The following is a 15,292-nucleotide window of genomic DNA, read 5'->3' on the forward strand; positions in this document are numbered from 1 at the left end:
TGATGCCTGTTTAGAGGTGGCGGTTTGACAGAGCTTGAGCAGGGTTTCATTCTGACCCGACACTGGCGGGACACACCCGCCGGCACCGAAGTGGATTTCTGGCTGGCAACGGACGGCGGGCCTCGTCACATCCGTCTGCGTCCTCAGCCTTCGGTGGCCTTCATTCCTGTCGAACATCGCGAGCGCGCCGAAACGATCCTGCGCCGCGAAGCGCCACTCGATCTGCGTCCGCTCGAACTGTGCGACTTCCAGCACCGGCCGGTCATGGGACTCTACTGCCCGCAGTACCGGCAACTGACAGGCTTCGACAAGCGCCTGAAAAGCGGCGGCGTCGATGTCTACGAAGCCGACGTCTTCCCGCCCGAACGCTACATGATGGAGCGATTCATCACCGCGCCCGTGTGGTTCAGCGGTGAATCGCAGAAGCACGGCCCGTTGCTCAACAGCGAACTGAAACCGGCCAGCGGTTACCGTCCGCCGTTGAAACTGGTGTCGCTCGACATCGAAACCAGCGCGCACGCCGAGCTTTATTCGATTGCACTCGAAGGGTGCGGGCAGCGTCAGGTGTACATGCTCGGGCCGCCGAACGGCGACGCAGGCGCAATCGACTTCGCGCTCGAATACTGCGAAACCCGTGCACAGTTGCTCGAAAAACTGAATACGTGGATGGAGCGGCACGACCCCGATGCGATCATCGGCTGGAATCTGGTGCAGTTCGATTTGCGCGTGCTGCAGCAGCATTCCGAACAATATCGCGTACCGTTGCGGCTCGGACGCGGCGGCGCGGTGATGGAATGGCGCGAGCATGGTCTGACGCAGAATCATTTTTTTGCGGGCGCAGCGGGACGTTTGATTATCGACGGCATTGAAGCGCTGCGTTCCGCGACGTGGAGTTTTCCTTCGTTCAGCCTCGAATATGTCTCGCGCTCGGTGCTCGGCGAAGGCAAGTCGATCGACAATCCGTATCAGCGCATGGATGAAATCCAGCGCCGTTTCGACGAAGACAAACCGGCGCTCGCGCAGTACAACCTGAAAGATTGCGAACTCGTCACGCGCATCTTCGCGAAGACGGAGTTGCTGTCGTTTCTTCTGGAACGCGCCAGCGTGACCGGTTTGCCCGCGGATCGCAGCGGCGGATCGGTTGCCGCATTCACGCACCTGTACATGCCGCGTATGCATCGGCTCGGTTACGTCGCGCCCAATCTCGGCGATGTAGCCGGTGCGGCGAGCCCCGGCGGTTTCGTGATGGATTCGCGGCCAGGTCTCTACGATTCGGTGCTGGTGCTCGACTACAAGAGCCTGTATCCGTCGATTATCCGCACGTTTCTGATCGATCCGGTCGGCCTCGTGCAAGGCATGTTGAAACCGGATGACGACCACTCGGTACCAGGATTTCTCGGCGCACGCTTTTCGCGTCTCAACCACTGTCTGCCATCGATCGTCGGACAGGTCTGGCAAGGCCGGGAAACGGCCAAACGCGAGAACAACAAGCCTTTATCGCAGGCGCTGAAGATCATCATGAACGCCTTCTATGGCGTATTGGGCTCTACCGGCTGCCGCTTTTTCGACCCGCGTCTCGCGTCGTCGATCACGATGCGCGGCCACGAGATCATGCACAAGACGCGCGAATTGATTACCGCTGCGGGTTATGAAGTGATCTATGGCGACACCGATTCGACTTTCGTCTGGCTGAAACACGCACATAACGACGAAGACGCAAGCCTTATCGGCCGCGCGCTGGTCGAACATATCAATGCATGGTGGAAGCAGAATCTGCGCGAAAGGTTCGGGCTCGACAGTGCGCTGGAATTGCAGTTCGAGCGGCATTATCAGCGCTTTTTCATGCCCACGATTCGCGGCGCGGAGGAAGGCAGCAAGAAGCGCTACGCGGGTCTCACCGTTTTGCCGGACGGCACGGAAGAGATCGTCTACAAAGGACTCGAAACGGTACGCACCGACTGGACGCCGCTCGCGCAGCAGTTTCAGCAGGAACTGTACAAGCGCATTTTCAAACAGCAGCCGTATCAGGACTATGTTCGCGACTATGTGCGCGACACGCTGGACGGCAAGCTCGATGATCAGTTGGTGTATCGCAAACGTCTACGCCGATCGCTAGGCGATTACGAGCGCAATGTTCCGCCTCATGTTCGCGCGGCCCGTGTCGCCGACGAATTCAACCAGCGGCAGGGGCGACCTTTGCAATACCAGAACGGCGGCTGGATCAGCTACGTGATGACAGTCGCGGGGCCGGAGCCATTGGAAACACTGCGCTCCGCAATCGACTACGAACACTATTTGACGCGGCAGTTGCAACCCGTCGCCGATGCAATCCTGCCACTACTGCGCGATGACTTCACGACGCTGATGTCGGGGCAACGGCAGTTGTTCTAGCCGCCTTCTCCCTTTTTGGAAGGCGCCGTTTGGACTACTGCTGCGTGTCATACAGCCGATCGGGAATAAAAATCGCGGTGACGCCGCTCAGAAAGAAAACCGCGCCGACCACCAGAAAGCCGATCCCAATTGAGAACTGCGTCGCAAGAAATCCGATCACGATAGGCGCGGCCCCCGAACAGAAACGCCCGAAGTTATACGAGCCGCCCACTGCTGTCCCGCGAATGGACGTGGCGAAGCTCTCGCTCATGAATGTGCCGACTGTACCCAGCGGCACGCCATACATAAAGCCGAATACGAGCATCAGATAAATGATGTTCTCGCGCGTATGGCAGAAGATGATCACCGGCAGAAACAGCGCCGCGCCCGCGCAGCCCAGCACGTAAACGCCGCGGCGGCTCCAGCGGTCGCCCAGCCATCCAGCGATGATCTTGCCGATAAAGGCCACCACGTAGGTGCCGATCATGTAACCGGCCATCGTGCTGAACTTCATATGCAGTTCTTTCTCCAGATAGGTCGGCAGCCAGTTGTTCAGGCCATAGAACCCGGAGAGAAAGAAAACCGATGCGACGGTCCACAGAATGAATAACGTGCGCGATTGCCGCTGACTGAATATCTGGAAGTAGCGCGTGCCCGCGAATCCGCGCACTCTCTCACGCGACGCGACAAGACTTGCCTGCCAGCTTGCCGGTTCGGGCACGGCGAATTTGATGACCAGCGCCAGCAGCACCGGCAGCGCAGAAAGGTAATACAGCGTGCGCCAGCCGTAATGCGGCAAGATCCAGTTGCTCAGCGCAATCACGACGATGTAGCCCGCCGAAATGCCGGTCTGCAATACGCCGAGAATCAGCGAGCGACGTTCGGTCGGCACATATTCGGCGACGAGCGTGGTCACCAGCACCATGCAGCCAATGCCCAGCGAACTGACAAAGCGCACCGCCGCGAATTCGACGAAGTTGTGCGTGAACCCCAGCATCCCCGCGCCGAGCGAAAAGAGCGCGAGCGCCCACGCGACCACCCGCACGCGACCCAGGCGATCGCTCGCCCAGCCGCCCGCTATCCCGCCGATCGCCATGCCGATCAACGTCAAACTGCCCAACGCACCGGATTCGACATTGGTCAGCCCGAATTCTTCCTTGATGCGCGTGAGCGTCAGCCCGTACAACATCACGTCCGCGCCATCGGCGATCAGCGCGAGATAGCCGAGTATGAAAACCAGCAACCAGCGGCTTTGCGATGCCGCTGTCTGGGTCGCCTGGGGTGTCGTGATCGTGTTAGTCGTGGTCATATCAGGCAAGCGTGGAGATCGGCGGAGAGTGCAGGGCTGCGTCCGTCGGCAATCGAAGAAAAAGCGCGGCGATGCTCACCGGCCCACCGCATAAGCCTGCATCTGACGAGGCGTCGCCGCGCCACGCATCAGCCCGTTTCTGATTCCGACCGCGCAGACGCGGCCCAGCGACCACGGCTCGGCGACGCTCAGGTCGTGGCCGCGCGCGCGCAGTTCCGCCAGCGTGCCCGCCGGAAAGCTGGCTTCGGCGGACATCTTGCCCAGTTGCATCGCACGCGGATAAAACGAGCCTGGAAAATGCGCGGTCTGGAACGAAGGCGATTCCGCTGCCGCCTGGAAATTCATGCCTGCATGCACGTGTCGCAGGAAAAGCTGCATCGACCACTGATCCTGCTGGTCGCCGCCGGGTGTGCCAAAAGCGGCGTAAGGCGTGCCGCCACGCGTGACGAGCGTCGGCGACAAAGTAGTGCGAGGCCGGCGGCCAGGCCCGAGCGACGACGGCAGGCCTTCCTCCATCCAGAACATCTGCGCGCGCGTGGTGATGTTAAAACCAAGACCCGGCACAGCGGGCGACGCCTGCAGCCAGCCGCCCGATGGCGTCGCCGACACCATATTGCCCCAGCGGTCGACAACGTCGAGATGAACCGTATCGCCGCGCAATTCCGGCAACGGCGCGTAAGTCGGCTCGCCTTGCCCGAAACCGCCCGATTGCTGTTTGCCCGCGTTGGCGATGATTTTCGCCGCACGCTGTTCACTGTCGCCAAGCATGCCCGCACGGAATTCGAACGACGCGCGCGCCGGGTCGATCAGGCGGCGGCGTTCGTCGTTGTACGCTTCGCTTAGCAGTGTCTGCATCGGCACGTCGGCAAACAGCGGATCGCCGTAAAACACCTCACGGTCGGCAAACGCAAGCTTCGAGCATTCGATGACCGTATGCACGAAGTCCGGCCCCGTGGGGTCCATCGCCGCGAGGTCGAAGCCCTTCAATAGCGCAAGCTGTTGCAGGAACATCGGTCCCTGCCCCCACGGTCCTGTCTTGTGGACCTGGAACCCTTCGTAGTCGTATGACACCGGTTCTTCATACGACGGCGCCCAGCGCGCCAGATCGTCCGCCGTGAGCAGACCGTGATTGCGCTGGCCCGAGGTATCGAGAACCGGCGTCGAACGAAAGTACTGGTCGATTGCATCGGCCACGAAGCCGCGATAAAAGCTTTCGCGGGCGCGTTCGCATTGCTCGGCGCGGTCGCTTCGCGTTTTCGCTTCTTGCAGAATGCGCTTATACGTCTGCGCGATGGCAGGATTGGCGAACAGCTGGTTGGGCATCGGCGCATCGCCGTTGCGCAGCCATTGTTCGGCGGACGTGGTCCATTCGGTCTTGAAGAAATCCTGGATGGCGAGGATCGACGACGTCATGCGCGGCAACACCGGATAGCCGTTTTCCGCGTAGCCGATTGCGTAGCTCAACACGTCTTCGAGCGGCAGTTGTCCATAGTCGCGCAGCATCGCCATCCAGCCACCGAATGCGCCGGGCACCACGGCAGGCAGCAAGCCGGTGCCGGGCACGACGTCGAGGCCCAGCTCGCGCATGCGCGCGATGGTCATCGCGGCGGGGGTGACACCTTGTCCGCACAGCACGCGCACGCGCTTTTCGCGCGCGCTGTAGAACACCACCGGCAACTCTCCGCCCGGACCGTTCAGATGCGGCTCCACAATCTGCAGAACAAAGCCCGCTGCGGCGGCTGCGTCGAATGCGTTGCCGCCTTTTTCCAGCACCGCCATAGCCGATGCACTCGCCAGCCAGTGCGTGGACGCGACCATGCCGAATGTGCCGATCAGTTCGGGACGGGTGGTGAATGACATGCACGACTCCTGTTACGACAACCGGTCTAAATTCATATGAAACATATTTAAGGCCTACAGTACGCCTCTTTCTACATCAGGCTTCGCGCGACAGTCCGATGATCGCCTGCAGAATCGCCACGCGTGCCTGTCCGAGAATCAGCCCTCGCCAGATGAAGTCATTGCAATAGAAAGCTGCGCGCACCGCCTCGTGAATCGCGTCGACATGCGATTTTTCGGCTTGCGGATGCTGACGCAGCCACGCATCCGCGCGCAGCATGTGCAGCATGTCGACGAGGGGAATCGTGCCGTATTCGATGGCGATTGCCGTGGTGTCGGCGTGCGTACAGGTCCGTCGCAAAGTATCGAGCACCGGACCCGCCACGTTCGCCGCCACCGACGTGCCGTCGAGCGGACTCGTCACATCAGCGCCCCACCACGCGCGGGCACGCTGCAGCTCACTCCCGCCCACCTGCCCGACGCAGATTTTTTCGCCGTGTCCGTACGGACCCAGTCCCGTATGAAAATCGATCCAGCCGATGCTGTCGCACGCCGCGCCATGCTGCTCGAACAGCATTTGCAATACCTGCGTACTCCACACGCGACGATGACCGCCGAAGAACATTCCATCGGCGTGACGATACTGGCCGACGGTCAACGCCTGCTGATAGGCGCGCTCGCCCTGCTGCGAAATGTAGTCCGCAATCGCGCTCGCATTTTCATCCGATGGCGGCCAGTTCGACGGCACCAGCAACGCATGCAGATCGTCATACGCGGGATTGACCGGCAGCGGCTGCGAGAAGTCGATGCTGTTGCGGTTCAGATCGACGTTATCTTCATTCGTGCGGCTCAGATGCGAGAAGCCGTACGGATTGATCGCATGAATCACGAGGATCGCGACATTCAGCCGATCGAGCACCGCGTGCAGCGACCGGTCGTGCAGCAACGCAATCTGCGCGGCAGATCCGCAAAAACCCTCCACGCCGTGCGTGCCCGAGGTCAAAACCAGCAGACGTTGCGCGCTGGCGGGGCCGAGCCGCACGACATCGGTAGAAAGCGCTTCGCCTTCCAGGCCACGATAACCAGGTATCACATGCCGTTCAACCGGCGCGTGAATCGCGGCGGCGGCCTGCCAGTACCGCTCGCGGGCATCCGCATAAGACGATGAGAAGAAGTGCGCTTCGTTCATGAGACATTCCCGTGAGACAGGTATCTGCAAATAGCCGGATGTTTATGCGGGTGTCAGGAACGATTCCGTCAGACGCACCCAGTAGGTCGAGCCGAGCGACAGCACGTCGTCGTTGAAGTCGTAGCTCGTGTTGTGCAGCATGCACGGACCGAGGCCATGGCCGTGGTCGCGGTGATCGCCGTGACCGTTGCCGATATACGCGTAACAGCCCGGTTTTTCGAGCAGCATGAACGAGAAATCTTCCGCGCCCATGGTCGGATCGATGTTCGTTTCGACATGATCGTTGCCGACAATGCCCTGCATCACGCCGAGAGCAAAATGGGTTTCTTTTTCCGTGTTGACGGTCGGCGGATAGTTGCGGCGGAACGAGAATTCGACACTGCATCCGTACGCGAGAGCCGTTGCTTCGGCAAGCTGCTTCATGCGGTTTTCGATCAGATCCAGCACCTCCACCGAGAAAGTACGCACCGTGCCGGCCAGCGTCGCCGTATCGGGAATCACGTTGACGGCCGCGCCCGCATTGATCTGCGTGATCGACAGTACAGCGGCGTCGATCGGACGCTTGTTGCGCGTCATGATGCTTTGCAGACCCGTGCCGATCTGCATCGCGGTGAAGACCGGATCGATACCGTTGTGCGGAATCGCCGCGTGCGCGCCGACGCCCTTCACCTCGATACGGAATTCGTTGCTCGACGCCTGCGTCGCACCGACTCGCGCACCGAATTCACCCGCGGGCATGCCGGGCCAGTTATGCAGCGCGAACACGGCGTCGACCGGAAAGCGCTCGAACAATCCGTCTTTGATCATTGCCTTCGCGCCACCGCCTCCCTCCTCGGCCGGCTGGAAAATAAACACGACCGTACCGTCGAAATTGCGATGCTGCGACAGATATTGCGCCGCGCCGAGCAGCATTGCCGTATGTCCGTCGTGGCCGCATGCGTGCATCTTGCCGTCATGTCGCGATGCATGTTCGAACGTGTTGAGTTCCTGAATCGGCAGTGCGTCCATGTCCGCGCGCAAACCGATCGACTTGCGGCTGGAGCCGTTGCGCAACACGCCGACCACGCCGGTCTTGCCGAGTCCGCGCGTGACTTCGATTCCCCAGGATTCGAGCTTCTGTGCAACGACGTCGGCGGTACGGTTCTCTTCGTAGCAAAGTTCGGGGTGCGCGTGAATATCGCGGCGAATCGCCTGAATTTCGGCTTTGGCTTGACTGATCTCGGGAATGATTTTCATGAATACTCCTTGTTTACCGGCGTTTTCTTAAAGACGCGCGATGCGCGACGCTACAGCGAATAGTGACGAAGTTCGTTCGATTACATGAGAGGCTGCTTCGACCGGTCCTTCAGCAGCGCAATCGTGACCAGTCCGATCACGCAGCCGAACAGACCGTAATAGACGACCGCGAGCTTGTCTTCGGTGACCTTGATCAACAGCGTCGCAATCGCGCCCGCGAAGCCGCCGAAGATCATCACCGCAAAGTTGTAGCCCATGGCCATGCCGGTCGAGCGCACATGCGACGGAAACAGTTCGCAGACGAAGGCGCAGTACGAGCCCTGAAAAAGACCCAGCGAGGCCATCAGGCAGCACTGAACCAGAATCAGCACCGGCAGCGTCGGATGACTGGTTAGCAGCGCGAAAAGCGGCCACGAGATCAGCAGGCTCACGATCGTGGAGACCATCATCGGCTTCTTGCGGCCGACCGCGTCGGAGATCAGTCCAGATGCGAACGTCGCGGCGATATACGCGAGCGCTGCGCAGCACGAAGCGATCACGCTGTCCGCGAACGGGATGGCCAGCGTCTTTGTCGCGTAACTCGGCATGTAGTAATAGAAGATGTACGTGCCGATCGTGCCGTACACCGTCAGACCGAAACCGGCAAGAATCGCGCGCCAGTGACGGATCGACTCGACAAACGGCGATTTCGCCGTCGGCAGGCGTTGCTTGTGGTTCCTGAAAACCGGCGATTCGTCGAGCTTCGAGCGCACGTAGAGTCCGACCGGCACGATCAGCAAGCCGAGCATGAAGGGAATGCGCCAGCCGAACTCGTCGAGTTGGTCAGCGCTCAGAAAGCGCGTCAGCGCGACGCCGGTCAGCGCACCGAGCAACATGCTGCACGCCTGGCTGATCATCTGGAAACTGCCGTAGACGCCGCGTCGTTCCACCGGTGCATGTTCGACCAGAAACGCGGTGGCGCTGCCCACTTCGCCGCCTGCGGAAAAGCCTTGCAGGAAGCGCCCGATCAACATCAGCACGGGCGCGTAGATACCGATCTGCGCGTAAGTCGGCGCAAATGCGATGATCCCGACACCGATTGCCATCAACGTAATCGTGACCATCAGCGCGGATTTGCGGCCGTGGCGGTCCGCGTAATTGCCGAGCACGATCCCGCCGAGGGGTCTCGTCAGAAAGCCCACACCGAAGGTAGTCCAGGCCGCGAGCAGCGACGCGGTGGCGTTGTCGCTCGGGAAAAACTGCTTCGCGATGATTGCGGCGAAAAACGAAAAGACCGTGAAATCGAACCACTCCAGCGCATTGCCGATCGTGGCCACCACGATTACGCGCGCGTTGAACGGTGCCGTGGTGGTGGTGTCGAGGGATAACGCATCGGCATTTCGTCGTCGAACGGATGCATCCATTTCTGTCTCCTTGAGCACGGCAAATCATTGTTTTTAGGGGAATTCAGGCTCGCCGCCGCCACCAGAAACCGGGTGGGCCGCCTCCATGCCTTCGTGCCTGATGTGGATTCGTCTTTTGTCTGTCCATTGTCCATAGCCGCAATCATCAAAGAAAGCTAAAATTTCTTGTGCTTCGCTTCAAATTTTTTGATGATTCAAGCGTGTCCGGGCCAGTACGGGCGCCTTCATTTCCGATGTTGTCGAGGTCGACTTGAGCACGATCCGTTTTCTCCGAACCTTCGTCGCGGTGGCGCGTCACGGCTCGTTCGCCTTGGCCGCCGAACAGATGGCGCTGACGCAATCGGCGGTCAGCATGCAGATGCGTGCACTCGAAACCGAGTTCAGACACGAACTTTTCGACCGTTGCGGGCGCTCTATCATGCTCAACGCAATGGGCAAAAGCCTGCTCCCGCACGCGCAACAATTGTTGTCGCTATACGAGGCGATGAAGCTGACCGCAGGCGGTCTCGAAGAGCATGTCGGGCCGGTTTCGATCGGCGCGATCGAGTCGGTAGTGGGTGCGCTCGCGGAGGCGGCGGCGCATCTGAAGATTGCACGGCCGAATCTCGACGTGCGAATCATGGCGGCAAAATCCGTCGATCTGGCCGCGCGTGTCGACGCTGGCGAGATCGACGCGGCGGTGATCATCGACACGCCGGGGCGCAGACCTGCGAGCGTGCAATGGACGCCTGTCTATTCGGAACCGGTCGTGCTGCTCGCCAACGCGAACATGGTCCCTGCGTCCGTTCCTGAGTTGCTGAAAACACAGCGATTCCTGCGATTCGACCGGACTCAGCGAACCGGCGTCGTGATAGATCGCGCGATTCGCAAGCAGCGTTTCAAGGTCAACGAATTTCTCGAACTCAACTCGCTCGAAGGGATTGCCGAACTGGTGCGCCAGGGCATTGGCGTCGCGGTCGTGCCGCTGCTAAGGCGTTCTTCGTGGACGCGTGACGACGCGTTGCGTGTGCTACCGCTGCCCCAGTCCGATGTGAGGCGCGAAGTGGGCATGCTGGAGCGCGCGCAGCACGGCAAGATGGCCGTGACAGCGGCAATCGTGCGGCATTTGACCGAGGCAATCTGAGCGGATTGAGCCAGGTTGAAAATTGGCCGCTTGACGATGAGCAGAATCGATCGTACTGCGGCAATTTGCTTCGGCTCAGGCAAAGTCGGACCGGAGTGTCGCCTTCAGGCTGAGCAAATCTCTTTCGTGCATTTGCAGGGAATCTTGCAGAGAGCTCGCGCGTTGCATCAATTGTTTGATCGACGCATTACACTGCCCCACAGCATGACTGGACAGTTGCACGATGTGCTGTTGAATCGCTTTGCCGAGCGCAGCATGAAGGCGCTGATAGTCGACACCGACCACTTTGCGTATCGGGCCCGACGTCGTATCGGATTCGATCACGATATCCTCGAATTGCGCATCTTCACCTAGCTCGATTCCGGCCGCGCTGGCCTCCGGCTCAATGACATAATCGCCCAACCGCTGATTCACTTCGCGCGAAAACGAAGCAGTGACGGTTTGCGACAGGCTATTGCAGATTGCCTTGACATCGCGCGTCGCCGAATGTTGTTCCAGCAAATCGGGCAGCGTCGGTACCACACTGCGCCACACCGATCGAATGATGTGTTCCTGCTGTCGTTCGAGATCATCTAGCGCCGCCGCCGACAACGACTGCAATTGCGCAAGCATCGACATTGCGTCGACACATAACGTCCCCAACACGTTCTCTTCCAGATGATGCAGAAACATCTCGGCCAGCTTGCGCCGCTTATACGCGAGCGTCGCCTCGGCGACATCGAGAAGCGCGTCGTAAAGCCTTTCGAATCCCGACTCGATCATTGCTGCCGGTGTTTGATTTTGCGCACGCGCGAGGTATGCAGAGATCGACACAGGGGGTTTCAGTAGACTGGTCGACACGCCCATTGCTACGAGTTTTTCCTCCGCGCGGGCCTTGACGTCGTTCTCCTGGTCGGCGCGATTCTGCGCGCTCTTACCGCGCAGACACTTTCGAATTTCACCGTCGATCTCGTCCTCTTCGTACACGTCGCTTCGCGTGACGACCGGCAAAAGCGGCTTGTTCCGATGCAGTTCACGGCCGAGTTCGTCCAGTTCCTGCACCTGCCCCGGTGACGTGGAACTGGTCAGCCACAACACACCGTCGGCGCTGTCTGTGAAGCGTTGAGTCAAAGCCGCGTTGTCGGGTGTCGCGGAATGCAGACCCGGTGTATCCACGAGCACGAGTTTTCCGCCGAGACACACGCCTTGCATTCGTGCCGTGGTTTCCGTGACGCCTTCACTGAAACGCTCCGGGGTCGCGACGATACGACCGCCATCCAGATAGAAATATTCGACCGTCTTACTGTATGCCGCAAAGCGATCGGCGAGAAAATTGCAGAATGAACTCTTCCCCGCGTTGAACTTGCCGAAGACCAGCAGCAGTGCTTTGTCGTCGAAAGATTCGGCCAGCGCCTGGGCCGGTTTCAGATTGGCCCATTGCTGCGCCCACGCAGGCACACTGTTTCGCAGCAACGTGTTGGTGGCTTCGGCCAGCGTCGCCAATGAGTTGTGCTGCGCCAATCCGGCACTCGTGAGGTGCTGCAATTGCAGAGTGGTAGTGAGTCGCGCGAGCCAGTCTTCGAGCAGATGCAGGATGGTTTCGAGTTCGCTGTCGATGAACTCGAATGCATCGACATCGGCGATGAAGCGTTGCTCGCTGGTCACGTCCGCCTTCATGCGAATGCCTCCAGCGAGTGCAATGCGGACAACGCATTACCGCAAGCGACGACCGTCGATTCGACATCCGCGATTTGCGCCGCCAGCGCTTTTCTATCAGCAGACAACTCGTAGTAGCGAGTGAAATCACGCTGTATCCGCTCCCTGCCAGCAGGCTCGCAGAACATCCTGCGCAGGTCTTTGCGAAACTTGACCGACACGCCCATCACCGCAACCATCACGGAGTTGAGTGCGCGCGCGACGGTTTCCTGCTCGACGGGCAATCCAATGACGCCGTGCCCGGCCAGAAAGCTGTCGATTGCGATGCACGCGCGCGAGTAAGCGATCTGGATGTGCGCGCGTTCCAGCTTCCCGGCGGTGATCGCGTACGCATCATTCGCGGAGTCCGGGATGATCGCGTGGTCAGTTCCGAGCGCATCCAGCATGGCCTCGATATCGACGCTCACTTTGCCGATCACGCCTTTCAGCCCTTCCGAGAATTCCAGTTGCTGGCGACTCTGTAACTCGCTCAACGCATCGCGCGTCTGGTTCTGCACGGCGAGAAGCGCTTCGAGTTCTGCACGGATTTCGCCGAACAGCAGCGCGGCTTCATGCACTCGCGCTTGCGGCACACAAGCAAGTGCCGCGTCGAGCAGGATGCGCAGAGACGGCATGCCGCTTTTCTCCAGCATCAGCTTTTTGCCCTCGTGCGCCCCTTTACGATGGCGCACCGCCGACACGGCGTGCAGCGTCATGCCCGGCAATTGCGCGGCAATCGTGTTGCCGACTTTCTGCAACTCTGCGTCGTCGGCCAACTGGTCGATCTGCGAAAGCACGAACAGGGTCGCCCGTTGCGTCCGGTCACCGTCGGCGTGCAGTTCGTCGAGCAATGCCAATTCGCGGGCGTCGAGTTCGCCCTCTTTGGCAGCATGCACGAACAGGCGAATATCCGCCTTCAACCACGCGGCGTGAAAAGCGTGGCGGTCGTCTTCGGTGCCGACGTCCGCATCGAGACCCGGAGCGTCGAGCCAGCGCACGCTGTTATGAACGTTGTCGGCGAGTCTCACCGTTTCCCGCCTGTCCGCCACCGCAAAAATGTCGCGGCCGATCAGTTCGTTCAGCAGGCGGCTCTTACCGTGGTTGTACTTTCCGATGACGGTGACGATGGGTTCACCGTTCTCGATCAACGTGACGAGACGCGTGATGTCGTCAGCCCGGCCGGGCAAAACAGATATCACATCGCGAGTTGCCTGCTTGCGAATTTCGTCAGACAAAGCGCACTCCTTCGCTTATCGCCACCTGCCGTCTCCGGCTTATTGTTCAATCTCGACGCTTCACTTATGTCAGCCTGGTTCAGCCCGTATCGCCACCGGCCACCGGCAATACCGTACCCGTGATATACCCCGCTTCGTCCGACGCGAGAAACAGAATCGGCGCGACCTGTTCGTCGATACTGCCATAGCGCTTCAAAAAGGTGGAATCGGTCACCTGTTTTACCGCTTCGCCCATCCACCTTTTTTCCTGCTGACTATCGCCGGCGCTGTTGCGCGGCACGCGTCGCGGCGGCGCATCGGTCCCGCCTGGCGCCGTGGCGACCACGCGAATATTGCGCTCCGCGTATTCCATCGCGAGCGACTGGGTCATCGCATTGACCCCGCCCTTGGCTGCCGAATACGGAACGCGTCGAATACCGCGCGTCGCATTCGACGACACATTGACAATCGTTCCACCACCCCGCTTCAGCAGATGCGGCAACACCGCATGGCACGCATACAGCGTCGGCATCAACGAGCGGCGAATTTCCGCGTCGATCTGCGCGGGCTCGAATTCGGCAAACGGGCGCATGCGAATCGCGCCGCCCACGCCGTTGATCAGAATATCGATTCCGCCAAACCGGCTCGCCGCAAACGCCATCGCCGATGCCGCGCCTTCGTAGGTTTCCAGGTCGGCGACGATACCCGCCGTGTCGGCCGTATTTGCTTCAGCAGCCACTTCGCCGACGAAATCCGCGCGATCGACGAACAGCACCTTCGCGCCCTCGGCAGCCGCACGCAACGCCACACCGCGGCCGATGCCCTGCGCCGCCCCGGTCACGACCATCACCTTGCCCGCGAATCGTTGCGCGCTCATACGGCCGCCGTCGCTGCATTGGGGGTGAACTTCTCGTAGTGGAAGCTGTTCGGCTTCACGCCGGTGTCGTCGAAATGCTTGCGCACGGCATCGACCATCGGCGGCGGCCCGCACAGATAAACATCGACGTCACCGTCGTTCAACGCTTCGGCCGGCATGTGCTGCGTGACCCAACCTTTGCGCGGGTGTGACGATTGCGCATCGGCGACGACCGTGCTGAAACTGAAATTCGGCAGCCTCTCTGCGTAAGCTTCAATGGCGTCGACCTGCACCAGATCGAGATCGCGCGTCACGCCGTAAATGAGATGAACCTTCTGCTGTGCATGAGTGCGTGCGAGTACTTCCAGCATCGACAGAAACGGTGCAAGGCCCGTGCCGCCCGCAAGAAACAGCAATGGCCGCTCCACCGTACGCAAATAGAAACTGCCGAGCGGCCCGGTCAACTCGACCTGGCTGCCCGGCTGCGCCGATTCGAGCCAGGTGCTCATCACGCCGCCACTGATTCGCTTGATCAGAAAGCTGATTTTCGACTCGCCCGGCGCCGACGAAAACGAATACGAGCGATGCTGCCCGCTGCCGGGCACGTCGATATTCACGTACTGCCCCGGCAGGAATACTGGCGCTGCTGTGTCCACGTCAAGTTCGAGTACGACCGCCGCGTCGTTGTGCTGCTCCACCTTCGAAACTGTCGCGGCGAATTTGCTCTGCGCGGTTTTGCAAGCCGTTGAAGATGCCGGCACCGCGATCACACAATCGCTTTGCGGCACCATCTGACACGTGAGGACGAGCCCGCTGTCTTTCTCGTCTTCGCTCAGCGCGTCTTCGATATAGTCATCGCCGAGATCGTAGCGCCCGCTTTCGGCGCGGCATTTGCAGGTGCCGCACACGCCGTCGGAGCAATCCATCGGCAGGTTGATCTTCGCGCGAAAGGCGGCGTCGAGTACTTTTTCACCCACTTTGCAGGTGACGAAGCGGGTCACGCCATCTTCGAAATTCAGTGCAATGTTGTAGCTGGACATCTTGCCTCCTGTACTTCCTGTTTCCTTCAGATACCCGTT

General features: G+C 60.2%; 11 protein-coding genes. 2 read left to right on the top strand and 9 right to left on the bottom strand.

Features of this window, described 5'->3' with window-relative positions; genetic code table 11:
• Nucleotides 1–24 precede the first annotated feature (24 nt).
• The gene (locus BLS41_RS24320; protein ID WP_074769448.1) at nucleotides 25–2,391 is read left to right on the top strand and encodes a DNA polymerase II; all 2,367 of its coding nucleotides are present in this window, start codon (nucleotides 25–27) and stop codon (nucleotides 2,389–2,391) included.
• Nucleotides 2,392–2,425: 34 nt separating this feature from the next.
• Here BLS41_RS24320 and BLS41_RS24325 read toward each other — a convergent pair whose 3' ends face one another.
• The 5 genes from BLS41_RS24325 to BLS41_RS24345 all read right to left on the bottom strand — a co-directional run bounded on the left by BLS41_RS24325 (nucleotide 2,426) and on the right by BLS41_RS24345 (nucleotide 9,346).
• Nucleotides 2,426–3,679 (bottom strand): MFS transporter, encoded by a 1,254-nt coding sequence (locus BLS41_RS24325; protein ID WP_074769450.1) that lies wholly within the window; start codon nucleotides 3,677–3,679, stop codon nucleotides 2,426–2,428.
• A 75-nt stretch (nucleotides 3,680–3,754) separates the two neighbouring features.
• A complete protein-coding gene (locus BLS41_RS24330) occupies nucleotides 3,755–5,539 on the bottom strand; it encodes a gamma-glutamyltransferase family protein (protein ID WP_074769452.1) in 1,785 nt (594 codons plus the stop codon).
• Between the two features lie 76 nt (nucleotides 5,540–5,615).
• On the bottom strand, nucleotides 5,616–6,707 hold the full coding sequence (locus tag BLS41_RS24335) for a M14 family metallopeptidase (RefSeq protein ID WP_074769454.1): 1,092 nt from the start codon (nucleotides 6,705–6,707) through the stop codon (nucleotides 5,616–5,618).
• 42 nt (nucleotides 6,708–6,749) lie between these two features.
• On the bottom strand, nucleotides 6,750–7,943 hold the full coding sequence (locus BLS41_RS24340; RefSeq protein ID WP_074769456.1) for a M20 aminoacylase family protein: 1,194 nt from the start codon (nucleotides 7,941–7,943) through the stop codon (nucleotides 6,750–6,752).
• 80 nt (nucleotides 7,944–8,023) lie between these two features.
• Complete coding sequence (locus BLS41_RS24345; protein ID WP_074769458.1) at nucleotides 8,024–9,346, bottom strand: MFS transporter; 1,323 nt, start codon at nucleotides 9,344–9,346, stop codon at nucleotides 8,024–8,026.
• 250 nt (nucleotides 9,347–9,596) lie between these two features.
• Between BLS41_RS24345 and BLS41_RS24350 the strand changes: the two genes are divergently transcribed.
• The gene (locus BLS41_RS24350) at nucleotides 9,597–10,469 is read left to right on the top strand and encodes a LysR family transcriptional regulator (RefSeq protein ID WP_074769460.1); all 873 of its coding nucleotides are present in this window, start codon (nucleotides 9,597–9,599) and stop codon (nucleotides 10,467–10,469) included.
• Between the two features lie 75 nt (nucleotides 10,470–10,544).
• On the opposite strand, the gene BLS41_RS24355 is transcribed toward BLS41_RS24350, so the two are convergent.
• The 4 genes from BLS41_RS24355 to benC form a co-directional block, all read right to left on the bottom strand.
• Complete coding sequence (locus BLS41_RS24355; protein WP_074769462.1) at nucleotides 10,545–12,125, bottom strand: GTPase; 1,581 nt, start codon at nucleotides 12,123–12,125, stop codon at nucleotides 10,545–10,547.
• Nucleotides 12,122–13,378 (bottom strand): GTPase, encoded by a 1,257-nt coding sequence (locus BLS41_RS24360; protein WP_074769464.1) that lies wholly within the window; start codon nucleotides 13,376–13,378, stop codon nucleotides 12,122–12,124. The genes BLS41_RS24355 and BLS41_RS24360 overlap by 4 nt, the downstream gene beginning before the upstream one ends.
• 79 nt (nucleotides 13,379–13,457) lie before the next feature.
• Entirely contained in the window at nucleotides 13,458–14,234 is a 777-nt protein-coding gene (gene benD / locus BLS41_RS24365) for a benzoate diol dehydrogenase BenD (protein WP_074769466.1), read from the bottom strand.
• Complete coding sequence (gene benC / locus BLS41_RS24370; RefSeq protein ID WP_074769468.1) at nucleotides 14,231–15,253, bottom strand: benzoate 1,2-dioxygenase electron transfer component BenC; 1,023 nt, start codon at nucleotides 15,251–15,253, stop codon at nucleotides 14,231–14,233. The genes benD and benC overlap by 4 nt, the downstream gene beginning before the upstream one ends.
• Nucleotides 15,254–15,292 lie beyond the last annotated feature (39 nt).

It is taken from the genome of Paraburkholderia fungorum (assembly GCF_900099835.1).
Classification (GTDB): Bacteria; Pseudomonadota; Gammaproteobacteria; order Burkholderiales; family Burkholderiaceae; genus Paraburkholderia; species Paraburkholderia fungorum_A.